The 25450-nt window shown below is 65.2% G+C and carries 19 protein-coding genes; 6 read left to right on the top strand and 13 right to left on the bottom strand.

Annotated features, from left to right (window positions below):
* Positions 1 to 70: 70 nt before the first annotated feature.
* Positions 71 to 2485, bottom strand: coding sequence for an alpha-L-rhamnosidase-related protein (locus tag K0B96_RS01725; protein ID WP_220163140.1), 2415 nt, complete (start codon positions 2483 to 2485; stop codon positions 71 to 73).
* Between the two features lie 130 nt (positions 2486 to 2615).
* On the opposite strand from K0B96_RS01725, the gene K0B96_RS01720 reads away from it, so the two are divergent.
* Positions 2616 to 3530 (top strand): phytanoyl-CoA dioxygenase family protein, encoded by a 915-nt coding sequence (locus K0B96_RS01720; RefSeq protein WP_220163138.1) that lies wholly within the window; start codon positions 2616 to 2618, stop codon positions 3528 to 3530.
* 72 nt (positions 3531 to 3602) lie between these two features.
* Here K0B96_RS01720 and K0B96_RS01715 read toward each other — a convergent pair whose 3' ends face one another.
* Together K0B96_RS01715 and K0B96_RS01710 are read right to left on the bottom strand one after the other, a co-directional pair.
* Positions 3603 to 4298, bottom strand: a complete 696-nt coding sequence (locus K0B96_RS01715) for a hypothetical protein (RefSeq protein WP_220163136.1) — start codon at positions 4296 to 4298, stop codon at positions 3603 to 3605.
* Positions 4299 to 4352: 54 nt separating this feature from the next.
* On the bottom strand, positions 4353 to 4610 hold the full coding sequence (locus tag K0B96_RS01710; protein WP_220163134.1) for a hypothetical protein: 258 nt from the start codon (positions 4608 to 4610) through the stop codon (positions 4353 to 4355).
* Between the two features lie 77 nt (positions 4611 to 4687).
* Between K0B96_RS01710 and K0B96_RS01705 the strand changes: the two genes are divergently transcribed.
* A complete protein-coding gene (locus K0B96_RS01705) occupies positions 4688 to 5101 on the top strand; it encodes a (deoxy)nucleoside triphosphate pyrophosphohydrolase (RefSeq protein WP_220163132.1) in 414 nt (137 codons plus the stop codon).
* An 82-nt stretch (positions 5102 to 5183) separates the two neighbouring features.
* On the opposite strand, the gene K0B96_RS01700 is transcribed toward K0B96_RS01705, so the two are convergent.
* The 8 genes from K0B96_RS01700 to K0B96_RS01665 form a co-directional block, all read right to left on the bottom strand.
* Entirely contained in the window at positions 5184 to 6788 is a 1605-nt protein-coding gene (locus K0B96_RS01700; protein WP_220163130.1) for an ABC transporter substrate-binding protein, read from the bottom strand.
* Complete coding sequence (locus tag K0B96_RS01695; RefSeq protein WP_220163128.1) at positions 6785 to 7573, bottom strand: tetratricopeptide repeat protein; 789 nt, start codon at positions 7571 to 7573, stop codon at positions 6785 to 6787. Before K0B96_RS01695 ends, K0B96_RS01700 begins: the two co-directional genes overlap by 4 nt.
* Positions 7574 to 7776: 203 nt before the next feature.
* Positions 7777 to 9675: an acyl-CoA dehydrogenase family protein gene (locus K0B96_RS01690; protein WP_220163126.1), complete on the bottom strand. Its 1899-nt coding sequence runs from the start codon at positions 9673 to 9675 to the stop codon at positions 7777 to 7779.
* 317 nt (positions 9676 to 9992) lie between these two features.
* Positions 9993 to 10985 (bottom strand): MlaD family protein, encoded by a 993-nt coding sequence (locus tag K0B96_RS01685; protein WP_220163123.1) that lies wholly within the window; start codon positions 10983 to 10985, stop codon positions 9993 to 9995.
* 3 nt (positions 10986 to 10988) lie between these two features.
* Entirely contained in the window at positions 10989 to 11786 is a 798-nt protein-coding gene (locus K0B96_RS01680; RefSeq protein WP_220163121.1) for an ABC transporter ATP-binding protein, read from the bottom strand.
* Positions 11787 to 11794: 8 nt separating this feature from the next.
* Positions 11795 to 12547 carry an MlaE family ABC transporter permease gene (locus tag K0B96_RS01675; RefSeq protein ID WP_220163119.1) on the bottom strand — a complete coding sequence of 251 codons (753 nt, stop codon included), beginning with the start codon at positions 12545 to 12547 and terminating at the stop codon, positions 11795 to 11797.
* A 1-nt stretch (position 12548) separates the two neighbouring features.
* Complete coding sequence (locus K0B96_RS01670; RefSeq protein WP_220163117.1) at positions 12549 to 14045, bottom strand: hypothetical protein; 1497 nt, start codon at positions 14043 to 14045, stop codon at positions 12549 to 12551.
* Positions 14046 to 14145: 100 nt separating this feature from the next.
* Entirely contained in the window at positions 14146 to 15126 is a 981-nt protein-coding gene (locus K0B96_RS01665; protein ID WP_220163116.1) for an MBL fold metallo-hydrolase, read from the bottom strand.
* A gap of 58 nt (positions 15127 to 15184) precedes the next feature.
* On the opposite strand from K0B96_RS01665, the gene K0B96_RS01660 reads away from it, so the two are divergent.
* Positions 15185 to 15751: an RsmD family RNA methyltransferase gene (locus K0B96_RS01660; protein WP_220163114.1), complete on the top strand. Its 567-nt coding sequence runs from the start codon at positions 15185 to 15187 to the stop codon at positions 15749 to 15751.
* A gap of 61 nt (positions 15752 to 15812) precedes the next feature.
* On the opposite strand, the gene K0B96_RS01655 is transcribed toward K0B96_RS01660, so the two are convergent.
* Both K0B96_RS01655 and mgrA read right to left on the bottom strand, forming a co-directional pair.
* Positions 15813 to 16526: an RsmE family RNA methyltransferase gene (locus K0B96_RS01655; protein WP_220163112.1), complete on the bottom strand. Its 714-nt coding sequence runs from the start codon at positions 16524 to 16526 to the stop codon at positions 15813 to 15815.
* A 27-nt stretch (positions 16527 to 16553) separates the two neighbouring features.
* Positions 16554 to 17576 (bottom strand): L-glyceraldehyde 3-phosphate reductase, encoded by a 1023-nt coding sequence (gene mgrA / locus K0B96_RS01650; protein WP_220163110.1) that lies wholly within the window; start codon positions 17574 to 17576, stop codon positions 16554 to 16556.
* Between the two features lie 222 nt (positions 17577 to 17798).
* Here mgrA and K0B96_RS01645 point away from each other — a divergent pair, with 222 nt between their 5' ends.
* The 3 genes from K0B96_RS01645 to K0B96_RS01635 all read left to right on the top strand — a co-directional run bounded on the left by K0B96_RS01645 (position 17799) and on the right by K0B96_RS01635 (position 25437).
* Positions 17799 to 20207, top strand: coding sequence for a glucosidase family protein (locus tag K0B96_RS01645; RefSeq protein ID WP_220163101.1), 2409 nt, complete (start codon positions 17799 to 17801; stop codon positions 20205 to 20207).
* Positions 20208 to 20324: 117 nt separating this feature from the next.
* Positions 20325 to 20807, top strand: a complete 483-nt coding sequence (locus tag K0B96_RS01640; protein ID WP_220163099.1) for a response regulator — start codon at positions 20325 to 20327, stop codon at positions 20805 to 20807.
* 118 nt (positions 20808 to 20925) lie between these two features.
* Positions 20926 to 25437 (top strand): chemotaxis protein CheB, encoded by a 4512-nt coding sequence (locus K0B96_RS01635; protein WP_220163097.1) that lies wholly within the window; start codon positions 20926 to 20928, stop codon positions 25435 to 25437.
* The last annotated feature ends 13 nt before the right edge of the window (positions 25438 to 25450 follow it).

Below are 25450 nucleotides of genomic sequence, written 5' to 3'. Positions count from 1 at the left end.
CCTAACGGCGCCCCGCCTCGTGCGGCGCGCCGTTTTCGTTTTCACCTGCCCGCCATCGCAACCTCCAAGGCTACACGCCCAACGTCACGCGCTGCACGCCGGAGCGGAGTTCGACCTCCTGGCCGCGCCACGCGAACACGCCTGTCGTTTCCGGCGGGAGCGTGATGATCGCCTCCACCCGCGCGCCTTCGAAGTCGGCGCGCATTTTCACCAGCCCGCGCGGATGCGGCAGCTCCGTTTCGATCTGCGTCAACGTTCCTGGTTGCGGCGCAATCCGCACGCGCCGAAACCCCGGCTCCACCGGTCGCACGCCCGCAATCGTCGCCTGCAAATGAAACACCGGGTGCGCGCCCCACGCATGGCAATCCGAGCGCGCCGGCTCCGGACTTTCGACGGGCGTTTTGAAGCCTTGCTTCACCAGCCCGCGCCACAAGTCCAGCCGCGGCAGAATCAGGTCGGCCCGTCCGGCGCGGCCCAGCGCTTCGAATAAATAATGCTGAAAATAAATCGTCGCGGCCGCCAACCCGTTCGCCGTCGCGTCGGCCCACCGCCCGACCTCCGGCACGCGCAGGCCGGCTATAACCGCCAGTGCCTGTGCATGCTGGCTGAAGCTCTCGTGCGATTCGTCGTCGGCCCACACGCCACGCGCCTCATCCCAAAATCGCGCCGCCAACGCCGCCGCTGTTCGCGCCCCCCCTTCCCGCCAGCGCCTCGCGATCGACTCGTCGCCCACCCACGTCTCCAACTCCGCCGCCCGCTGCAACGTCAGCAAAAACTGCAGGTTGACCAACGCTGATTTCCGGCCAGGCCGCACTCGCGTGCCCGGAGCCCAGCCCGCCTTCCACTCCGGCACCCAATCCATGAACAGCCAGCCAGGCGGCCGCGTCAGCAACCCGTCGGCCCCCGACTCCGCGACGAGTCCTTCCATCAACGCGCGCAAACCAGGCAAGCGCGTCCGCAGCCACGCCCCATCGTCGCGCCAGAGAGCATAATCATGCAGCATCCACGGCCAGATCATCGCAAACGTCCCGCTCTCCTGCCGCTCGCCGGACGGCGTGCGCATCGCCGGCCATCCGCCGCGCCCCCGCGAGAAATCGAACAGCTCCATTCCGCGCCGCGCCAGGCGCTCCTCCCCGCCAAACACATAGGCCAGCAATATCTGCACGCGCGTATCCGCCACATACATCATCTGCTCGTAATACGGACAATCCACGAACACGTCGTGCATGCACGCCCGCAACCCGCGTTCACTCAACGCCACCACCGGCCCGAGTGTTTCGTCGCTCGTCGTCAGCGCCATCGTTCGGCGCAACAGAAACCCCGTCCGCTCCACTCCCCACGCGTGCAGCACGACCGGCTCCGCCCCCACCTTTACGCTCAACATGATATACCGCCCCGCCCGCCACCACGGCGCGCCCGCCCAACGCCTCCGGCCTCCAGCCAGCATCCAGCGCTCGCCGAATCCGTGGAAAAACTTCCCCGCGATTTCGTCACGTTGGCCCTTCGGCGGCACCGCACCCTCCAACCGCTCAAACAGCCCCTCGGCCCATTCCCACCGCACCACCGTGCCCGCACCGCCTTCGTATTCAAGTAACGGAAACCCACAGAGGTAATCCTCCGTATCGATCAACACCGTTGCTTCCGCCCGCGCCGCCAGCGTCAACGGCGCCGCACCCCTCACCAACGCCGCCCAACCCGCCGCGCCCGGCTCGTCCGCCCCGCTTTCGCGTCGAAATCTCACCGCTTTCCCGCCGCTCCATTTCGCCGTCACCGCCCGCACGCGACCACCCGCCCACCAATCATGACGCTGCTCCGGCAAGGCCGACGCTTCCAACGACCACCCGCGCGCCGCAATACCGCATTCGTGAAACTCCACCGGCCCGCGCACCACCGCCGGCTCGGTCCATTCTGCACCCTCCGCATCGCACTTCGCCCAATCGATCACCGCTCCGCGCCCGATCACGTGATAAACGGGAAACGCGTGCGTCTGCCATTTCACCCCTCCGAGCAACGCCGCCCGCCACAATCCGACGCCCGTCGTAAACCGTTCCCGCGCGTCACCAAGGCCCGCGCACACAAATCCTCCGCGCCAACCCACGCGGCCCTCCGGCGTGACCGGTGGCCGCCCCCACCACACGAGCGCCTCCAAGCGATGCGCGCCCGCGGTCAACGCCAACTCATACGTCGCCCACGCCCAATGCGCCACGTCCGACGAGTCCGGCCCTCGTGCGATCAACGCGCCATCCAGCGCCAGCGCGTAACACAGATCGGCGCTCACCTGCAGCCGCACGGTCTCCGCCGCCGCCACCGTGAATTCCAGCCTGAACAACACCTGCGCCGGTTCACCCGCTCCCAAGTCGCGGTGCCACAACCACGCCGCTTCATCCAGCGGTCCGCGCGGCTCCATGTTCGGCGTGCCTCCCGCCAGCGCGGGCGTCGCAATGCGGCGGCAAACGCCCTCTCCGGCAAATGGCGCGAATAACATTCTTCGCGTCTAACTTTCGGCCCGACGCGCGCGAGCGCTTTCTTTCCACTCCTCGCCCTCGACGCGATTGCCAACCCGCGAATTTCCGCCACGGTTCCTCCGCCCCTTCGTACCGCCCTTTCCCTTCGCCATGGTCACCTCTGCGCCCCTTCATTCCTGCAAACTCGAGCTCGATACCTCGCCCGAAGCGTTCGGCGAGCTGCGCCGCTCCGACGACGTGCCCGATCAACCCGAGGTTCTCCGCCAACGCCTCGCCGACGACGGTTATCTGTTCATCCCCGGATTCTTCGACCGTGAGCTGATCCTCGCCGCCCGCGCCTCCGTCCTTTCGCGCCTGGCCGCCGAAGATGCTCTCGATCCCGCGTATCCGGTTAGCGAAGCCATCGGCCGCTCCGATCGCCCGATGACCTATCGCGGCGACTTCGCCCTCAACAACCCGGCCATCGAGCGCGTCGTCTTCGGCCCCGAGCTGCTCGATTTTTACGCCGGCATTTTTGGCGAACCCGCGCGGCATTTCGACCACATCTGGTTTCGCGCCGTCAGCCACGGCCTCGGCACTCCACCGCATTGCGACCTCGTCTACATGAGCCGCGGCACCCACCAACTCTACACCTGTTGGATTCCCTACGGCGAGGTCCCGCTGGAAGTCGGGGGCCTGATGCTCCTCGAAGGTTCGCACCACAAATCCGACCGCCTCAAAAACTACCTCGCCGTCGACGTCGACCTCTACTGCGAAAACAATCCCGCCCAAGTCGAGAAGGTGAAAGAGAAAGGCGGCTGGAGCCACCCCGGCTGGCTGACCAACAACCCCGTCGTCCTCCGCGAACGCCTCGGCGGCCGCTGGCTCACCGCCGAATATCAGCCCGGCGATTTACTCACGTTCAACATGACGACCATTCACGGGAGCGTCGATAACCAGACCCACCGCATCCGCCTCTCGTCCGACACGCGTTACCAACGCGCCAGTCAGCCCGCCGATGCTCGCTGGATCGGCGCCAACCCCGCCGGCCACGGGCCCCGCGCCAAACGCGGCCTCATCTGCTGACGCTTCCCGGCGCCGCTGCAGCGCCCGGCGTCAGCGCTTCGGCCGCCCCATCCGGGCTCGCCCTCGCACCCGTTACCCGATCAGCCCCGCCAACTCGCGGCTGATGCTGAACGCATCCCGCACCGCGGCGAACCCCGCGATCAACTCCCGCGGCGATCCCCCGCGCGTGAAAACGACATCGAGCGATGCGCCCGTGCAGCGCACCTGCGCATCCACGCCTGCCACCGCAATCACGCACTCCGCACAGTCCGACGGATACGTGACGCTCATCCCCGCCTCATCGTCCAACGCCTCGATGATATCGATCACCGCCTCGACACGGACGCCTTTTTTCAACGCGAAAGAAATCTCGCTGAACTTCCCCGCAAAGATCGCGGCGAACTCCTCCGTTTCCGCGAGCTCCGCATTGCGCAACTCACGCAGCCACTGCGTCAGCGTGTAGCGCGCCGGATCGCCCGCCTCCAACGCATACGCCAGTTCCACGGAAAAATCCTTCGCCGTCAGCACCGCGCCCGGCGAGCTCAAGCTCAGCGACACGTCCTTGCGCTTGTAATTCAGCCCGCTGCGCACCGCTTGAAACAACGCCTCGCCCGCCTCCGTCAGCTCCTCCGCGCAAAGTTTCCCCAGAAACGCCTGCGTCGCCGGCGTGATCGCATCCGGCACCGTGTGGTGGCTTTTCTTAAAACCACTCAACGCCTTCACCAGCCCGCCCGTGCGCCCGACAAACTCGATTTCGGCAACGATCGAAGACGGCAGGGCGGCGGACATCACAGCGAGCAAATCGCCCGCGCCGCCGCCGCCAATCTGAAACTGTCCCCGTCCTCACGCCGCTTTCGCCGACGTCCGCCGCACCAGCGCGATGATCCCCATGATCACGACGACCGGCAGCCACAGCGGCGCGAGCACCGCCGCCAGCACCACGGTCGCGCACAGCAGCGCGAACCCGATCGCGATCCCCACGCAGCCCGCCAGCACCACCCCGCCGGCCAGCAAAACGATCAGCACCAACGCCGCGGGCAAAAGCTTCACGGCCACGATCACGAGGACCAGAAGGAGCAGGATCTTCAGGAAGGTTTTCATATCTGCATAACCCGCCGCGCCGCGAAAAGTTGCAGCCCGCTCGCCCTTCCCGCATCGATTCTCTTCCCGCTCTTCCCGTGTCTTCCGCGCCGCCTCCTCCCGCCATTCCCGTTGTCTGTGCCCTCATCGTCGCTGCCTCCGGCCACGTGCTCGTGGCGCAACGCCCCGCGCACAAGCACCTCGGTCTGAAATGGGAATTTCCCGGCGGTAAAGTGGAGCCCGGCGAATCGCCTGCCGCCGCCATTGCGCGAGAGATTCAGGAAGAACTCGGCGCCACGATCCTGGTCGGCCGCGCCCTGCCCACGTTCACGCACGACTACGCTTCCCACCAAATCGAGATGATCCCGTTCGTCTGCCAGCTTGCGGCCGGCAGTCCCGCGCCGCACCCGCGCGAACACGCCGCCTTGCGCTGGGTCACCTCGTCAGAAATTCGCCTCCTCGACCTCGCCGCCGCCGACTGGCCCGTGGTCAACGCCTATTGGCCGGCGTGAGCGGCCCGCGACCGCGAGACCGCTCCGCCCCGCGGCTCCGACCTCCCGCGGCATCCCTTCGTCACCAAGCCCCCGGCGTCGGTCATGGCTGCCGCGGCGCGGCGCGCAACTGCACCTGCATCTGCAACATCGCTGCTTCGCCATCCGCCTGCGTGGTTTCCAACTGCTCCTGCAGCACTTTGTAGCGTTGCGGATCGCCGCTCTCCAGCGCAGCGAAATGGCTCCCCACGATACGCACATCCTGCGGACGCACCACTGCCTCGCTCTTGCGCCGCTCCGCTTCCAAATCCGCTCTCATCGCCGCAGGCATTGTCGCGTCCATCGCCTTCGCAAAGCGCTCCGGCCCGTCCGGCCCCGTGTAGATCAGATGCATGTTGCGCAAAAACGCCTGCGGCACATCGGTGCCGAGGATCGAGTAGGCGCCCCCGTTCGCATAACCGTCGTATTGCGCCTGAAACGGTGCGATGTCCGGCGCGATTTTTACATCGCGCACCATCGGCAGCCAGCCACTCGCATCCGTGAACAACTGCGCTCCGGGCACGCTCGTCATGAACCGCATGAAATCCAGTGCTTGTTCCCGGTGGTGACTGTAGCGATTCAGGTAAAACGCCATCGCGCCCACCCCGCCGCCATCGTAAACGCGTCCCATCGAATACTTGCCGGCCACCGGATCGGATTTTGTCGGCTGCGGCAGCCGGAAAACACCAATGGGAAACGTCGCGAGGGTCTTGAAGCTCGTGGCATCCCACGTGCCTCCGCCGATGAACACCGCATCGCCGCGCATGAATTCTTGCAGCGCCTGATCGCGCGTGAGCTGGAGAAACCCCGGCCGCATGAACCCACCCATCTCGCGCACCAACTCGAGCCCCGCGAGCATGCGGGGCTCATCGTAACGCCACCGCCCCTCCAGATACGCGCCGAATGTCTGCCGCGGATAAAGCGTCAACAGGCCGTCCCGGTCCATCGCGTAGCTCTGCTGCACCATCGTGCTCTGCAGCAGCGACTCCATCAGCCAGTAGGCGTTGTCGCGAGAGCCCGCAAACAGATGCAGCGAGCCGGCACGCCGGCGCGGGTCCTTCTGCAAGCGCGCACTCAGATCGCGCAAATCCTGAAAGGTGGTCGGCAGCGGCATGTCGCCAAACACTTCCTTGAACAAGGCCCGATTGACGAAAATCCGGAACGATACATCCGTGATCGGCACCGCGTAATACTGTCCAGGATCGGGCGCCGTCGCCAGTTGCGCCTCGAAGCCGGGCAGAAACGTCTTGATCCACGGCACGCCTTCCAGCGGCGTCCCGCGATTATAAGGATTCGGCTTCATCAGCTCCTCCGTGATCGGCGCGAAGTAGCGCGGCGGGATGTCGGACATCCCTTGCAACCAAATGCCGTATTCCACGAGATCCGGCCCCTCGCCGGCGGTGAAATTCGAACGCGCCCACTGAATGAAGATCGTGCCGGGAATCATCACCTGCTCCACGCGCACCCGCGGATTCAGTTCCTCGTAGCGCTTGATCATCGCATCGATCCCGGCCGGCGGTCCTTTCTCAATCTGCCAATGCGCGATCCGGATCACGATCGGCCGATCGCTTCCCAGCGGCCCCGACCGGAAAAAGACCCAGGCCGCGCTGGCCAGAAAGCCGACCAGCAGCAGAATCAAACCGCCCCACTCTTTGAGCACGCGTTTCATCGCGCCTCCTTTCCGGCCGCCAACTGCGCGTCGATCACGCGCAATTTCTGCTCCACGGCAAATTTCCGCGCATCCGGATACTGCGCGATATAGCGTTCAAAATACCGCCGTGCCTCCGTCCAACGTTTCGCGCGGAACGACAACTCGCCCAGCTCCGCCGTGAGATCCTGCTGCGTCAACACCCCCAGCCCGCCGATCTTGTCGGCCGCCTCGAAATACGGGAGCACTTCATCCGGCGTGAGCTCGAAAAACGTTCCAGCCCTCCCCATCTGAAACTGCAAATCCCGCCGCAAGCCCGGCTCCCGGATGCGCTCCAGCAGCTTCGCCACCTCCCGCACCCGGGCCCGCGCGTCCGGGATTTTCTCCGTCGCGTAGAGTTGGATCAGCCCCGCCTTCACGAGGGCCAGTTGCCCCCAATGACCGTCCGGCCAGCGCGCCGCCACCGCACGGTAAAGCTCACTCGCGCGAGCCAGGTCCGACGTCGAAAAATGCACGTGGTAAAGCCGCGCCCGCAAATACGCGGCGATTTGCGCCGCCTCATCGTCGCCACCCGCCAGGCGCACAAAAACCGCCTCCGCCTGCTGCAACTGCCCATCCGTCACCGGCTGGTTGTCGATCATGGCGGTCGCCCGCGCCAGCTCGCGCTCCCGATCGCCGGCCGGCGGTTTCGCCTTGAGCAAAATGAACGCGTCCTTGGCGCGATTGTCCGCCATGTCGACCCACGCCTCCGCCAACACATTGTTGGACGGCGGATGAGCCGCAACCGCCCGACCGCCACCGGTCACGACGCCAGCTATCCACAGAGCACATCCTGCGAACCGAGGGTTAAGAAAAAGCACGCGCGCATCGTGCGGTTTTGCCGCCCTGCGACAAGGCTGACGCGCAATTTTCGCCCGCCCGCCCCGCGGCCTCAGCACGTTTCACCGCTCATTCCGCGCCGGCCAATTAATCATTCACCCCGCAGCCGCCACGCCCAACCTGCGGCGCTTCACACGATTCCCCGCTCCAGCCAGCGGTGCTCGCCGTGCAGCACTTCCTGCGCGAACGTGTAGCCTGCGGCATCCGTGTTGGACCCAATACCGCGGAAATTCGTCTCCACCCGCGCCCACGCCTGCGCGGCGACATCGTTCACCACGCGGCAAATCAGATCCGCCGCCTGTCCGCCGTCGATCAGCCGCTGCGCCTGCACACACGAGGCGGTCACCGCGAAAATATCCGCCCCGATATCCGCGATGCGGGCGAGCAGCACCTGCTGCTTCTCCAGCTTCGGCCCAAACTTCACCATCTGATGAAACAACGTGCGCGCCATCCGCCGGCTCAAGCGGGCGGAGTGCGTAAAGTGCCTCGCCAGTTCGGGTCGCATCTTCGCCGGCGCCCGCACCCCAAAGGGCAGCCACTGCCGCGGATACCACCACGCATAAAACGCCGCCGCGTGCAGCGCGCTCTTCACCCGCTCCTTCCGCGAGCGCTCGGTGTTCAAGGCCACCCCCGCAATTTTCAAATGCGGATCCAGCGCCTCGCGCATGATGAACAACCGCAAAATTTCCGACGAGCCTTCGAAGATCAAACTCACGCGATTGTCCCGCATCATGCGCTCCACCGGATACGGCTTCTCGCCCCGCGCCTTCAGCGACGTGACCGTCTCGTAACCGCGGCCGCCGCGAATCTGCATGAGATCATCGATGGCGGCCCATGCTTTCTCCGTGCCCCACATTTTGCACATCGCCGCCTCGAGCCGGATGTCGGCGCGCTTGTCCCGATCCACCGCGCGCGACGTCACCGCGATGATCGCCTCCATCGCGAACGCATTCGCCGCGATCCGCCGGATTTTCTCCGCGATCGCCGCGTGTTCCCCGATAGGGGCGCCCCACTGCACGCGTTCGGCGCTCCATTCCCGCGCGATGCCGAGGGCGCGCTTGGTCGCCCCAAGGCTCGCCGCCGGAATCGAGAGCCGGCCCGAATTGAGCGTCGTCAACGCCACCTTCAACCCGCGCCCTTCGCCGCCAAGAATGTTGCCGCGCGGCACCTTCACGTTCGTGAAACGGATCACGCCGTTATAGAGCGCGCGCAGTCCCATGAACTGGCAGCGGTGCATCACGTCCACACCGGCCGCCTGCGCTTCGACGATGAACGTCGTGATTTGCTCCCGGGCCCGCCCGCCAACTTTTTTCGCCGGCGTTTTGCACGCCACGATCAACAAGCCCGCGCGCGTCCCGTTGGAGCACCAGAGCTTCTCGCCGTTGATCAAAAAGTGTTCCCCCTCGGCCGTCGGCTCCGCGCGGGTCGTCATGCGCGCCGGATCGGATCCCACCGCCTTTTCCGTCAGCGCAAACGCCGAAATCTCCCCGCGTGCCACGCGCGGCAGAAACGCCCGCTTTTGCTCCTCCGTGCCGAACAGCATCAGCGGTTGCGGCACGCCCACGGATTGGTGCACCGACAGGTGGGCGAACAGGCTCCCGCAGTGGGAACCGATCAATGTGCACGCCCTGCAATAGGTCGTCTGCGAAAGCCCCAGCCCGCCGTATTCCCGCGGAATTTTGATCCCATACGCGCCGAGTTCGGCCAGCCCGCCCAGCACCGCAGGCGGGATCTCTCCGGTGCGGTCGATCAAGTCAGGATCAACCTGCGTGCGCAAAAAGTCCCCCAGCCGCGCGAGAAACGTTTCCGCTCGGCCCTCCTCTGCGGGGTCGCCGCCGGTCAGCGGGCAAATTTTTTGCGGACTCCACCGCCCCATGAACATATCCGCCACAAAACTCCCCTGGTCGTGCGCCTCCCGCGCCGCCTCCGCCAGTTCCAGCGCCGCGCGCTGGCCCGCGTTCATCTTTGACATGTCGATGACCGACGATTCCTCGGACACGGAAGGGGGCTGGGCAACGGGAGCAGGCATGGTGAACGGCGAACGGACGCCGCAGGGGTTTGACCGCGATTAAACGCGTCAGTGGCATCACCGTCAACGGGCCCACCTCCGGCTTACCCCATAAGGATGAGCGCCGGCGCACCGCCACTCTGCGTCGCCGTGCCGGCCGAGGAACGCGACGACGGCTTACACCCGCGAATTTCGCGCGCGATCCCGAGCGAGTCAGAGCCCGCGCCAGCCTACAGGCACCGCCAAGCTGACGACCTCGCGCAGTGCACGCTTCCCGCTGCCGGGCAATCGCACACATGCGACGCCCGGCGCGTTCCCGGTTTTGCGTTGCGCTTGGCTTAGAACAACGCGTTCGCCAGCACACCCACGGCACTGATCGGTCCGGAATCGTTCAACCCATCGAGTGCGCGATCGGCCTTCTTGAGCGTGCCACGGGCGTCGCTGTAAAGCGTGTCGTCGTTGATCAACTTCCCGAGCGTGCCCTGGCCGTGCGCGAGCTTGTCGGAGACATCGCGCAGATTCTTCGTGATCACCTTGATGTTGTCGCCGGTGGTGTCGTCGTAAACGAGCGCACCCAGCGTGCCCTTGCCCGCTTTCACTTGATCCACGATCTCCTGCGCATTCGCCACAAACGTCTTGGCCTGATCCGCCGCGCCTTTGATTTCGCCCAGCGTGGCCACCAGTTGGTCATGCAGCGTGGGATCGTTCACGAGGCGGCCGAGCGTGCCGTCGCCCCGGTTGATCTTGCCCGTGATCTCCTGCAAATTCGTGAGCGTCGCACCGATCTTGTCATTGTTCTCCGTGACGAGCCGATCGAGCTTTTGGAAGAGCCCGCCGCCTTTGCCGTCGCCGTTCATCGCCTGCCCAAACGAACCCAGCGCGCCTTCCAGTTTCTTCCCGAGATCGCCGATCTGGCTCATCACTGTGTTCAAGTCCGGCGTCGTTTTGGTGGCAATCTCCGCACCCGGGGCGAGCGGCGCGGCGTTGGGCGAACCCAGGTCGATGCTGATGTAGTTGGTGCCGATCAGCCCCGCCATCGTGATGGTCGCCACCGCGTCGGAGGCCACTTTCACATTGGGCTGGATGCGCAGGACCGCCTCGGCGCGGCGATGCGCGAGGCGGGTCTTCTCCACGGAGCCGATCTTCACGCCGGCCATACGCACTTCGTCGCCCACCTTGAGTTCCCGCAGGTTCTCAAAGCCCGCGATGAGGTTGTAGCCTTTGTCTTTCCATGCCTTGCCGCCGCTGAGCGTCTCGAACGTCACCCAAATGAGGGCGATGCCGAGGAGGAAGAATAGCCCGACGCGGGCGGTCTGTTGCGCTTTGTTCATGGTTCAGGTCTCCAATTTCTTGAAACGGGGATTTTTCACGTCGATGCGTGGATTGAGAAAGTCGATCACGCGCGGATCCTTCGAAGCGCGCATTTCCGTCGGGGTCTCCAAGGCGATCAGTTCACCGTCCATCAGCAGTCCGACGCGGTCAGCGATGCTCAACGCCAGGTCGCGATCGTGGGAGACCACGATGGAGGTCACATGATATTCATCGCGCAGCGTGCCGATGATTTCGCTGATGCTCGCCGCCATCACCGGATCGAGTTCGCTGGTCGGCTCGTCATAGAGCAGCAACTGCGGCTCCATCACCAGCGCGCGGGCGATCGCGACGCGCTTGCGCATGCCGCCCGACAACTCGGAGGGAAACTTGCTCGCGGTGTCTTCCAACGAGAGGATTTGCAACGCCCGCTCCACCTTTTCGCGGATGCCGGCCTCGGTCGCGATGCGGTGCTCGCGCGGATACAGCGCGAGGTTGTCGTAAACCGTCATGGAGTTGAAGAGCGCCCCCGCCTGAAACACCAGCGCCATGCGCACCTTCTCGCGCGTCTCTTCGTTGTTCGCATCGCGGCAATCCACGAGCACCCGCCCCGACGTCGCCTCCTCGAGTCCGACGATGTGCTTCAAGAGCACGCTCTTCCCCGAACCACTGGGGCCCATCAACACGAAAATTTCGCCCGGCTCCACGCGCAGGCTGATGTGTTTCAACACCTCGTGGTCGCCGAAATTTTTCGAGAGATCTTCGATCACCACGCCGGCGGCCGGACTCTCTTCGGAGGTGAATGGATTGCGGGTCGTCGACATGGTAAACCTTACATGAGCGCCTTCGTGACGAAGTAATCGAGCACGAGGATGAGAATGAGAGACACCACCACCGCCCGCGTGACCGACGCGCCGATTTCGCGCGGACCGCCGCGCGTGCGCAGGCCGATGTTGCAGCAGACGAGCACCACGCCGAAGCCAAACACCTCCGCTTTGATCAAGCCGTTCAACACATCCTTGAATTCCATGAACCGCCGCAACGCCGCGAAGTAACCTTCCGGGTCGATGGCGATGAAATGCACGAATTTCGAAATCACCGCGCCGCCGAACCAGCCCACGAGATTGGCCACGATCGCCAGCACCGGTACCATCACCAGCGTCGCCGCGAGCCGCGGCAGCACCAGCATGCGCGCCGGCGGGATGTTCATCGTCTCCAACGCATCGATCTCCTGGTAAACTTTCATGCTCGCCAGCTCCGCCGTGATCGCGGAGCCCACCCGCCCGGCGAGGAGAATCGCCACCATCACCGGCCCGAGTTCGCGCGCCATCGACAGACCCACGAGCGACCCGATGAACTGCTTGGCCCCGAAATTCTGCATCGAATAACCCGCCTGCAACGCGAGCACACTGCCGATGAAGAAACTCAGGATCGCCACGATCGGCAGCGTGGAATAACCGATCATGTAGCACTGGTCGATGAACCGCGCCGATTGCCGGGGCAGCGTGCCCGCATAGCGCATCGCCTGCAAAAAGAGCTGCACCGTGCTGCCGATGCCTTCGAGGATGGAGGTGAGTTGGCGCATATCAGCGGGACGGCGAAGCGTTCATCTTGGCTTGTTTCGAGGGAAAATCGAACCAGAACAGCCGCCAGCGTCCCTCATCGCGCCGCAGGCCCACGAGACCGTTGCCGATCGCGATGCGGCGGTGGCCGGGCGTTTTCTCCGTGCTGAACAACGGGCCGACGTGAAACTCCCGTCGGTCCGGCGTCTTCCGGTAAGTGATCGCACCCCAAAGAAATTCATGGCGCACGCGGCCCGGCGCACGTTGGTCGTAACGATAAAGTGCGAACAGCGGCGTCCAGCTCTCGCGCACGCGTTCATTGTCCGGGAAGAAAACCTCCAGCGGACTGGGAAACTCCACCTGCCGCCGGCCCGCGCCGTTGCTCCACGTGCTGAGCAGCGGCCAGAAATTTCGCTTCGCCGCGATCGGCAGATTCGGGTTCGTGGCGCTGCGCTGCTTCTGCGCCCGGTAGAGAAAATACAGGAACTGGTCGCGCTCCTGAATCAACGGCCCGTCCTGCCACTCCGCGTGCCGCACGAAGGGCCACAAATACCATTTCTTGTCGAAGCCCTTGATGTTCGAATGCGTGTAAAACGGCCCCCAGCGGTTCACGTAATGATCCTCGCCGCGCCCCTGCACGAGAAACGGCCAGAAATAACGTTGCTCGTGGTAGCGGTACGGCGCCGAGCGATCGGTGTAGCCGAAGAACGGCCAGAGGAAATTTTCGCTGCGCACCTGGGCGCTCGTCTGCCGCGTATAAAACGGCAGAAAACCCTGCTGCACGCTTGGCACCGGCTGCGACAGCTTGGAGTGGCTGTTATAAATCAGCGGCCAAAGATAATACTGTTGCCGGGATTCGCCCGGCCGCGTGCTGAACCCGAACAACGGCCAAAGCGCAAAGCCGTGTTCGCCCCCCGTCGTCACCCGCACAAACGGCCACGGCGTCCAGGTGTTCGCCGTGTCCTTCTTGACCGTGTGGAAATAGAACGGAAACAGCACCCATTCGACTTCGTCCTTGAAGAACCGGCTCGGCACCCGCCCGTAGATGGGAAACACCGCGTGATAACTGCTCTCCGGCGAACCCGTGTCGCGCGAGAAATAGATCGGCCACAGATCGAAGTGGTTGTCGCGAATCTTGTCCCCCGCCGGCGTGACTCCCGCCCGATACCGCGAATGATTGATGAGATTGAAAATGCTCCACTGGTAGGCATCGCGGTCGCCGCGATAAAACCACAGCGGATAAAGCACCGTCGCGTTTCTGATTTCCCCGTTGCCATCGCGCCACGCGACCCAAAACGGCCGCACGCCCGAGATCGTCTTGCTCTCGTCGACATCCGTCGCCGGCGCCGGCTTTTTGAAGACCAGCGGCCCCATCGAATGCCATGACGTCACCTCGTCGGTGGCGACGTCCGCCTGCGCGACCCAGAACGGCCACACGTTGCGTTCGCGCTCCTCCGCCCCGGCGCGCAGCAAGAGCGCGACGGCCAGCCCGAGCAAAAGCAGGCGGCGAAAGTGTGGCATGGTGTTGGCTGGCATCCTCCTGGCCGCGGGGGTCAAAGCCGCGTCCAAGGCATCGAGCGAACGACAATAGTGCGGTTGTTCACGGGTGCAAACGTTACGTTCAGAACCGCAGGATGTCCGGCGGGTTCCGCTTGCTCTGCACCGTCGCCCCAGGTTGCAGCACGCGAAACGCCTCTTCCGGCACGCCGGCCGCCAACCGCGCCGCCGCCAGCGCCCGCGGCGGTTCGTCCCACCCTTCGTCCGTCAACTGCCACGTACCCCAGTGCATCGCCACACTCGTCGCAGCCCCCACCGCTCGATGGATTTGCACGGCCTCGGCTGGATTGCAGTGCTGGGGTGCCATGAACCACCGCGGCTCATAGGCGCCAATCGGAATCAGTGCCAGGTCGGGCGCACCCAAGCGTTGCCGGATCTGCCCGAAAATCTCCGCGTCATAGCCCGTGTCGCCCGCATCCCACAACGTCCAGTCGTCCCCGCGCACGAAGAACCCGCCCCACAACCGGCCATTGCGCCGCCCGGAGAGCCGGTTGCTCCAATGCCGCGCCGGCGTGAGCGTCACGCGCACGCCGTTGCCGAGCACCAGCTCCTGCCACCAATCCAGCTCGACGAGGCGCTTCACGCCCGCCCGGCCCAGCAACGCGTGATGCCCCAAGGGCGCCATCACCACCGGATCGTCGCGCCGCACCAGCGCGCGCAGAGACGGCAGGTGACAATGATCGTAATGATCGTGCGTCAGCAGCACGGCGTCGATCCGCGGCAGGTCGGCCAACGCGATCGCCGGCGGGCGCACCCGGCGCGGACCGACGAGGTCGAAAGGGCCACAGCGCACCCCAAAATGCGGATCGGTCAGCAACGCCACCTCCCGCGCCTGCGCCAAAAATGTCGCATGCCCGATCCAGGTCGCGGCGACGCCCACGCGCGGACGCGGCGGCGGCGGCACGACGACTGCCGGCAACGCCTTCGGCCACGGCGTCGGCCGGCTCGTCCGCCGCCAGCGCCACACATCGCGCCACGTGCGGTTCACGTGGTCGCGATTGAAAAACGTTTTCCCGTTGAAGTGGTCCGAAACCGCGCCTGACATCCGCGCAGATGAACGCCGAAAACCGCGCGCCGCAACTGCCTCGCTGGAGCGAGTCCCCATGCGCATAAGCGGCGGCGCCGCGCGCGGCATTCCGCTCAGCGTCCCCCGCGGCGACGCCGTGCGGCCCGCCACCGACGGCATGCGCCAGGCGGTGTTCTCGAGCCTCGGGGCTCGCGTGCCCGGCGCGCGTTTCCTGGATTTGTTCGCCGGCAGCGGCGCTTACGGCCTCGAAGCCATCAGCCGCGGCGCCGCCGGCGGCGTGTTCATCGAGAAAAACGCGAAAGCCGCTGCCTGCGTCCGCCAAAATCTCGCCGCGGTCTGCAAGAGCACGGGCGTCTCCGCGTCCGTCGCGAGCGTGCGGCAAATGGATGCCCTCAGCTTCGCTCTCGCCCCTGACGAAACGCCCGACCTCGTGTTCATCGATCCGCCCTACGAGTTGATCGCCGAGCTCGCACCCGCACTTTTTGCGCGCCTCGCCGATGCCCTCGTCGCGAAACCCGACGCGCTCGTCGTCTTTGAATCGCCCGGCGAACTCGAACTCGCGCCGGCCGGCTGGACGTTGCGCAAGCGCCTCGGCAAAGGCGCCCACCAGCCCACCGTCGCGTTTTTCTCGCCCACGGTTTGACGCCTCTCACGTGCGCCCGCCGCCCCTCGGGCGTCGCCAGCCTTCAACCGCCGCGCGCGATTCACATCGTCCCGTGCTTCGCGCGCGCGATCGCTACCGCTGCCACGACCGCCGTTTCTGCGCGCAGCACGCGTTCGCCCAAATGCGCGAACGCAAAACCCGCCATCCGCAACGCCGTGCGTTCCGCCGCGGACCAGCCGCGCTCCGGCCCGAAGGCGAGCGTCAGCGGCGTTGCCAGATCCATCGCCGACAACGCGCCCGGCGACTCGTAGTTATCGAGCGCCACCCGCGCGCCGCCTCCCGGCAGTGCGGCCAGCGCCGTCGCCAGCGATTCGCCCGCGCGCACACGCGGCAACCGCGTGCAAAACGCCTGTTCCGCACCCGCAATGAGATGCCGCCGCCACTCGCCGCTGCGCCACACCGTCGACGTCGCGTAGCCGGGCTCGCCGCGCTCGCTCGTCACAAACCTGAGCTCACCCACGCCCAACGCCGTCGCCTCCTGTAGAATTTTTCGCACGGTCTGCGGTCGCGGCAGACCCAGCACCAGCGTGATCGGCCACAACGCCGGTGGCGGCGCGCCCCACGCAAACTCCAGCCGCAGCGCGTCCGCGCCGATTTCCCGCACGATGCCCTTGCCGCGCGGCCCGTCGATCACGCCCGCATCAAACGCGTCGCCCTCGCCCCGCCGCAGCACGTCCAGCAGATGCCGCGCCCGCGCATCCGCCCGCGCCAGCGGCCGCTCCACTTCATGCGCCTCAAACAGGATCAGATTCACGCGTCGCCGGGGATGCCCAACTGTTACCTATTTGGGCTGCGATTGGCCGCGTCCCGCTTCGTTGAGAATGGCGTCGATTCGGGCGAGTTCGTCGGGCGAAAACGCGAGAGTCTCGATCGCTTTCACGTTATCCTCGAGCTGGCTGATCTTGCTGGCGCCGATCAACGCGGTCGTCACCGCCGGCTGGCGCAGCACCCACGCGAGCGCCATCTGCGCCAGCGATTGGCCGCGGGCGCGGGCGAGCGCATCGAGCGCGCTGATTTTTTCCAGCACAGCGGGCGTGATGCGGTCCGCCTTCAAAAACCCGTGCGGCTTCGCGGCGCGCGCGTCGTCCGGAATCCCGCCGAGATAACGGTTCGTCAAGAGCCCCTGCGCGAGCGGGCAATACGGAATCGCGCCCGCCCCTTCCGCCTGCAGGCGCTCGAACAAGCCCGCTTCCGGCGCGCGTTCAAACATGTGGTAACGCGGCTGGTGGATCAACAGCGGCGTGCCGAGTTCGCGCAGCACCTGCGCCGCCCGTGCGGTCTGCTCCGCGTTGTAATTCGAGAGGCCGACGTAGAGCGCTTTCCCGCTCCGCACGGCGTGGGCGAGCGCGCCCATCGTTTCCTCGATCGGCGTCGCCGGATCGGGTCGGTGCGAATAGAAAATATCCACGTAGTCGAGGCCGAGGCGCGCCAGACTTTGATCGAGGCTCGCGAGCACGTATTTGCGCGAACCGCCGTCGCCATAGGGCCCCGCCCACATGCCGTAACCGGCTTTGGTGGAAATGATGAGTTCGTCGCGATGCGCTGCGAAATCAGTGCGCAACATCCGGCCGAAATTCTCCTCCGCGGAGCCCGGCGGCGGTCCGTAGTTGTTCGCCAGATCGAAATGCGTGATGCCCAGATCGAAGGCGCGGCGCACGATCGCGCGGCCGTTTTCGTAAACATCCACGCCGCCAAAATTGTGCCACAGCCCCAGGGAGATCAGCGGCAGCTGCAGACCGCTGCGACCACAACGGCGATACATTCCGGGGTTCTCATAGCGCGCGGACGAGGGAAGATAAGGCATGCGAAAATCCTTGGCGCCGCTGCCCCGCGAGTCGCGTCGGAAATTCGGCTTTCGCAGCGGACGGTCAGACCGCCCGGCGCACGATCGGCGCGGAAGACGCGATGGGCGACAACTCAGCCCCCATAAATCCCGCGCTGATGTCGCATAATCGCCCGCGCTAACTCCTCGCGCAGCGTGATTGCGTTTGCCCGCGGACCCCAAACACCGGTCTATCGACGCGCCATGATCCAAGACCTCCTCGCGTTGAACGATCTCGAACCGCCGATGGGCGATCTCTTCACCAACGCCCGCTTCGCCGCCGGGCGCGCATTGTGGACGACGCCGCTCGCCGAGGAGGTCGATGCGCCCGACCGGCGCATCATCCACAGCCGCGTGCTGCGGCTCCACGGCCGGGCGAAGTTGCACCGGCTCGGGGTGCGCAAAGGCCCCGGCTATCACAAGTGCGGCAGCCGCCAGGATCTCGATTGGGTCACTGCGCTGCGCCTGCTCGTGTTTCGCGAGAACCGCTGGACCGTGGCGCTCCATCTGCCGGAAGTCCGGCAACCCGCCGACGGCGAAACGCTCTGGTTCGAACTCGGCGGCGTGGAAACAACCGCCGTGTCGATCGAGGTGCGCCGGTCGGGCATCGACGACGGCTGGACCCCGTGGAATCTCGCGCTCTCGGCGTTTACGCTCGAGGGCGAGCTGATCGATCCCCGCGGGCCGCGCCGCGAAAACCTGCTCGCGCTCGACGCGTTTTCCCTCGCGCGGCAACCGAAGGGCGTGACCGCGACGCTGCACGATGGCCAGGTGCGCTACCGCACGCGCGACTTCGAGGTCGGCTTTTATCTTTCGCGCCCGGGCTTCACGTTTTTCGGCCTGCACACCGAGGATGCCGCCCACGCCGGCACCAATCTTCTCGTCAGCGAACCCGCGCTGTTTTTCCAAGGCCCGCAGTTGCACGAAGTCGGCGCCGCGCCGGTGATGATTCCCGCCGTGCGCTGCGACATCGACGGCACGTGCCGCGTGCAGGGCAACCGCATCGCTTACGATTTCACGACCGCCGCGCAGCGTTACCGGCTCATCTGGACCGTCACGCCGCGGGGCCTCACGCTTGAGGCCGAACGCCACGGTTCGCGCGATTCCCTCGCGTGGCTCAGCTCGATCTGGACCATCGGCCTGCGCAACAGCGCCGCGCCCACCGCCGCGCTCGGCCGGCTCTGTCGCGAGGGCGAAGCGGGTGCGCTGGAACTGCCGCTGCTGCTCAACTTCCCCCGTTTCGGCACGCTCGAGATCGCCGCGCAGACCGGCGATATTTTCGCGCGCAGCGACTGTTTCCGCAGTCACGACATGAACCTCCTCGAGCTGCACCTCGGCGAGCGCCGCACCCGCGAAGGCCTTTACTTGCTGCCCAAGGGGAAATTCAAAGCCACCGTCACCGTGCGGCCCGTCAAGCCCTCGCCGCGCCTGCGCGCCAGCGTGCCCGCCGTGGTCAAACGCGCCGTCGAACGCACCTTCTTCACGGCCCTCACGCTGCGCGCCGACACCGGCACGCTCAGCAATAACGGCGCTTCGATGCACTGCCCGATCTGTCTCGATACCTGGTCGGCGGTCACGGAACCGATGGGCGAGATTCTGCCGGACTTCCGCGCGACGGAGCTCGTCCGTTACTCGCTTGAACGCTGGCTCACGGGCGGTCCGGGCTACGCCGCCGGCCGGCTGTTGCAAGACGGCGTGAGTCACGACGCCGCCGACGAATACCTCATGACCGGCACCGCCGCCCTCCGCGGCCTCGGCGATTATCTCCGGCGCCACGCCGACGCCGCGTGGTTCAAGAAATACCGCACCGCGATCCTGCGCCGCATCGACGACGCCCGCGGCCGCGACCTCGATGGCGATGGCTTGATCGAGAGCGCATATCGCACCGGCGTCAGCGGCACCGGACAGTGGAGCACGTGCTGGTATGACGTCATTTCGTTCGGTTGGAAGGACGCCCTCGCCAACGCGATTCTCTACAGCGCGCTGCAGGCACTCGCGCCGGCGTTGCGCACCTTCGGCCTCGCCGGGAAAGCCCGCGAACTCGAGACATGGGCCGCCACGCTGCACAAGAATTACCGCGCCGCGTTTTGGAACGATGCCACCGGCTGGCTCGCCGGCTGGCGCTGCAAGGAAGATCGCCTCCACGACTACGCCTTCCTCGCCGTCAACGGCGCCGCGGTTTGCGCAGGCTTGATTGATGCCCCCGAAGCGCGCGCGTTGCTGGCGCGTCTGCTGCGCGAAGCGGAAATAGTCGGCCTGCCCGACGCCGCGCTCGGCCTGCCGGGCAACCTCCGCTCCATCGCCGACGCCGACCTCGCTGACATCATGCAAGGTTACCCGCTCGGCTACTATCAAAACGGCGGCCGCACGCACGCGCAGTCGCGGCATTTCGTGATGGCGCTCTATCACGCAGGGTTGACCAAGGAAGCCGACGCGCTGCTGGAGCGGCTCTGCGTCGGCTTCGCGGACGCGCGCGTTTTCGGCGGCAACCAAAGCGGGGTGGACTGGCGTTATTGGGACGACCGCCCGTGCGGTTACGAAGGGCTGCTCACCGATCAATTTGGTGTGCTCGAAGCCGTCTTCGCGCGCTGGGGCCGGAAAGCGCCGGCGTGAGATGCGTGCCGCCGTGAGAGCTATAGCGCCGCATTTCAGCTCAGCGATTCCCTGATCCATGGGCCAAGCAACTTATGCGGCTTCCTATCGGAGGTAAAATAGAGTTTCATTGAGGGAATGCCAAAGGCGATCCTACTCGTGGAGGATAATATCGACGACGTGTTGTTCATGAAGCGCGCGTTATCCAAGTCGGGTGTGCCTAATCGCCTCTTCGTCGTGGAGAATGGCCAGAAGGCTTTGGACTACTTGGCGGGCCGCGAGCCGTATGCGGACCGCTCCGTTTATCCGCTGCCACGCCTGGTGTTGCTCGATCTGAAGCTCCCGGAAGTGCCGGGCTTCGATGTCTTACGCTGGATCAGAAGCGAACCGGAGCTCGCCGGATTGGCAGTCGTCGTGCTCACGTCGTCAGACCATCCCTCAGACATCCGCCAAGCGTATGCCTTGGGCGCCAACTCCTTCCTGAGCAAACCCGGTAATGCCGACGAACTCGGCGAACTGGTTCGGAGCCTGGCCGATTATTGGTTGAAAAGAAATGTCGTCATTTCGGCCGCCGCGGGCGCGGAGGTCAGAAGTTTAAAGACCAGCGCGAACGCGTCCTGAATCGATAGGACGGGTCTTTCCGCCGGAGCGTTTCCCTCAACGAGTTATCCGGCCCTCCGAGCGCTCCGTTGGTGATTTCAGTCGCGCCTGCTTTCCTCACGCGCCATAACTCGCCGCCATGCCCCCTCCGAAAAAATCCCCGGGGCATGCGCCCGCCCCCGGACCGAAGCGCACGGCGACGCCCCGCGCCGCACGAAAAAAAGCCAGCCCACGCCCTTCGTTTCCCGTGGTCGGCATCGGCGCCTCGGCGGGTGGCTTGGAAGCCTTCATCGCGTTGCTGAAAGCGCTGCCGGTCGACACCGGCATGGGCTTCGTCGTCGTGCAGCACCTCGCGCCGACGCAGGATGGTATGTTGCCGAAGCTTTTGGCGAAAACCACCTCGATGCCCGTCTGGGAGGTGTCCGATGGGATGATCGTGGAGCCCAACCAAATCTACGTGATTCCGTCGAACAAGAGCATGTCGATCTCGGGCGGCGCGTTGAATCTGCTGCCGCGCCAGGTGACACAGGGGCCGGTGCGGTCCATCGATTTCTTTTTGAAATCGCTCGCGCAAGATCGGGGCAACGAAGCGATCGGCATCATTCTCTCGGGCACCGCGTCCGACGGCACCATGGGTCTCGAAGCGATCAAGGCCGAGGGCGGCATCACGTTTGCGCAGGACGACTCCGCGAAATTCGACTCGATGCCGCGGAGCGCGATTGCAGCGGACTGCGTCGACTTCGTGCTCGCGCCGGCCGCGATCGCGGCGGAACTCGCGCGACTCGCCCGGCACCCGTATGTGCGACAACCGCGCGACGCTGAGCCGGAGGACGCGCCCGTGCCCGAAGCGAAGCCGGGAGACGATTTCACGAAAGTGCGCACCCTGCTCCGCCGCCGCGTCGGCACGGACTTCGCCTTCTACAAACCGGCCACGCTGCACCGCCGGTTGCATCGGCGGATGGTTCTCGGCGAATTTTCCACCCTCGCCGCCTACATCACATTTCTCGAAACGCACCCCGCGGAGCTGGAGATTCTGGCCGGCGACTTCCTCATCGGCGTCACCAATTTTTTTCGCGACCCCGCGGCATTCGCCGTGCTCAAGCGAAAGATTTTTCCGCGCCTGCTGAAACTGCACGATACGAGTTCGGAGGAAGGCGCCCTGCGCATCTGGGTGTTGGGTTGTTCGACGGGACAGGAAGCCTACTCCATCGCGATGGCCTGGTTGGAATTCGCCCGCGCCGCCGGCACGAACACGGGACTCCAGATTTTCTGCACCGATGTGCACGGACCCTACGTCGACCGCGCGCGGGCGGCGGTTTATTCGCGCAGCCTCGTGCAGGACGTCTCCGCCGAGCGGCTCCGCAATTTTTTTGTCGAAGTGGAAGGCGGTTATCGCGTGAGCAAAACGATCCGCGACATGTGCGTGTTCGCCCGCCAGAACGTCCTGACCGATCCGCCCTTTTCGCACCTCGATCTGATCAGTTGCCGCAACATGCTGATCTACATCCGAGCGGACCTGCAGAAAAAAATCGTTCCCACCTTCCATTTCGCGCTCAAGCCCGGCGGCGTGCTTTTTCTCGGTCCGGCGGAGACGGTGAGCGGCTTTGCGGATTTGTTCGCGCCGCTCGATCCGAAAAACAAATTCTTCACCCGGCGGCCGTCGGCCACGAATCGGGAAATGCGCTACACCGCCCAACCGCCCGCGGCGGCCAAAGTCGCTTCCGCCCCGCTCCGCCTGCAAACCCTGCCGCCCGCCGCCACGGGCGACGCGCAACGCGAAGCCGATCGCCTGATGCTGGCGAAGCACGCGCCCGTGGGCGTCCTCGTCACTGCCGATCTCGATGTGCTGCAATTCCGCGGCGCCACCGGCCTCTTCCTCGAAGCCTCGTCGGGCAAGGCCAGTCTGAACCTGCTGAAGATGGCGCGCGAAGGCCTTTTCTCGCCCCTCCGCCGCACGATCAACAAGGCGGTGAAAGACCAGGCAACCATGAGATCGCCGGCGGTGACGGTCAAATCTCCGGGCCAGACGCTGACCGTCGTGATCGAGGTGATCCCGTTGAAAACACAGCCGGAGGCACAGCCTTGTCTCCTCGTAAATTTTCATCGGGTCGAGCCGGCGGCAGCCACCGAAGCGAGACCCACCGCGCCCCCTGCGACGGACTGTCCGCCCGCTGACGGCCGCAGAAAGACCAGCGAAAACGTCCACCTCCTTCACGAATTGGCGGAGACCAAGGAGCATCTTCAGTCGGTGATCGAGCAACAGGACGCCTACAACGAAGAGCTGCAATCCGCCAACGAGGAGGCCCAGGCCGGCAACGAGGAACTGCAGAGCATCAACGAGGAGATGGAGACGGCGAAGGAGGAACTGCAGGCCGGCAACGAGGAGCTCACTACGCTCAACGAAGAACTCAGCGCCCGCAACGATCTGCTTGGCCAGACGAGCAACGATCTGAGCAATTTGATGACAAGCGCGCAAATCCCCGCCGTCATCCTCACCCGCGATCTTCGCGTCCGCCGCTTCACGCCGCGCGCCGAGCAACTCCTCGGCATCACCGCCGCCGACGTGGGGCGCCCGCTCGCCGATCTTGCGCTCCGCGTCCCCGTCCTCGATCTCAAGACCACGCTCGTCCGCGTGATCGATACGGTGACGGCGCATGAAGAGGAAGTGCAGAACCCCGAGGGCCGCTGGTTCTCCCTGCGCATCCATCCGTATGTCACCACGGAAAACAAAATCGACGGCGCCGTGCTGGTGTTCGTCGATGTGGGCGGGCTTAAACGCGCGCAGACCCAGCTCATCGAAACGCGCGACTACGCGGCGAACATTGTCGAGACGGTGGGCGACGCCCTGCTGGTCCTCGACAGCGACCTCATCGTGCAGACCGCGAACCACGCTTACTACGATCTGTTTCTGTCCGCGCCCCAAGAGACCGAGCAGAAATCCATCTACGCGCTGGGCAACGGCCAGTGGAAGCGCCCCGAGTTCCGGGCCATGCTCGAAAAAATCCTCCCGGATAACGAACGGATTCACAACTACGACCTGGAGGGCGAGTTCCCCCGCCTTGGCCGAAGGATTTTCCGCCTGAATGCCCGCCGCATTCGCCCCAGCGCCACCAGCCGCCCGCTTATCCTCATCGCCCTCGGCGATGTGACGGAGCAGCGCGCCGCGGCGCAGGTCATCCATGCTTCCGAGAATCGGTATCGCCGTCTGTTCGAAGCGGCGCGCGATGGCGTGCTCATTGTCGACCCCACGACGCGACGCATCCTCGATGCTAATCCCTACATCGTGCAACTCCTGGGTGAAACGTGCGCAGAGTTGGTCGGACAGGATCTGCGCCAGATCGGACTCTTCGCCGATGAGGACGCCGCTCGCGCCGCGTTTGAAACCCTCGCAACGAAGCACGTCGTCCGCTTCGACAAACTGACGTTGACGATCCGCAGCGGAGAAACACGCGACGTCGAAGTGCTCGCCAATCTCTACGTCGAAGACGGGCGGGCGGCAATCCAGTGCAATATCCGCGACATCACCGAGCGCGGCGTGGCCGAGGAACGCTATCGGGAAAGTGCCGGGCGCTTTCGCGCCATGGCCGAATCGATGCTGCAGAAAATTTTCGCCGCCGGGCCCGATGGTGTCGCAACTTATTTCAACCGGCAGTGGCTGGAGTTCACCGGCACCACGCTGGACGAACTTCTGACCTTGGGCTGGCAGTCATTCCTTCATCCCGACGATGTCGAGCCAACCAAGCGCCGCTGGCGACAAGCGATCGACACCGGCGCGATGTTTGAGTTGGAGCATCGCCTGCGGCGCCACGATGGCGTCCACCGATGGCATCTTAGCCGCGCCCGCGCCACGGCCGACGCGGAAGGTCGGATCGTGATGTGGATCGGCTCCAGCACCGACATCGACGAACAAAAACGCGTGGAGGAAAAGTTGGAGTTGATGGTGGCGGAGCGCACGACCGAACTGAAGGCCATCATCGGCGAACTGGAGACGTTCTCCTACGCGATGGCGCACGACCTGCGCGGCCCCCTGCGGGCGCTGCAAGGCTACGCCAACATCCTGAATGAGGACTACGCGGACAAACTCGACGACAGCGGCCAGCGTTTCGTGCGGCAAATCGCGTCCGCCGCCGACCGCATGCACAAGCTCGTCACCGACGTGCTCACGCTCACGCGGCTCACGCGCGCGCCGTTGCCCCTCCAAGCGGTGGCGCTGCGTCCGCTGGTCGAAACAGTCATCGAGCAATATCCCGCGTTGAAAGACGCCCGGATTCAGCTCAGCGGGGCGTTCCCGACCGCTCTGGCCAATCCGTCGGCCCTGACCCAAGCCATTGCCAATCTGCTGACCAACGCCGTGAAGTTCGTGCCGGCCGGCCGGCCCGCCGAAGTGAAAATTTTCGCCGAGGAGACAGAGCGCGAGATCACGTTGTTCGTGACCGACCAAGGACTCGGCATCCCCACGCAGGACCAGCAACGGATCTTTCAGTTGTTCGAACGCGCCCACGGCACCGAACATCTCGAAGGCTCCGGCATCGGCCTCTCGATCGTCCGTCGCACTGTTGAGCGCATGGGCGGATCAGTGGGCGTAAAATCCAGGCCCGGCGAAGGCAGCACGTTCTGGCTGACGCTCCGGCGCCCCGAAGCGTCGCCCTGAGTGGACGCGGGCG

Source organism: Horticoccus luteus, from assembly GCF_019464535.1.
GTDB lineage: Bacteria > Verrucomicrobiota > Verrucomicrobiia > Opitutales > Opitutaceae > Horticoccus > Horticoccus luteus.
This window is presented reverse-complemented; position numbering and strand designations above follow the sequence as displayed.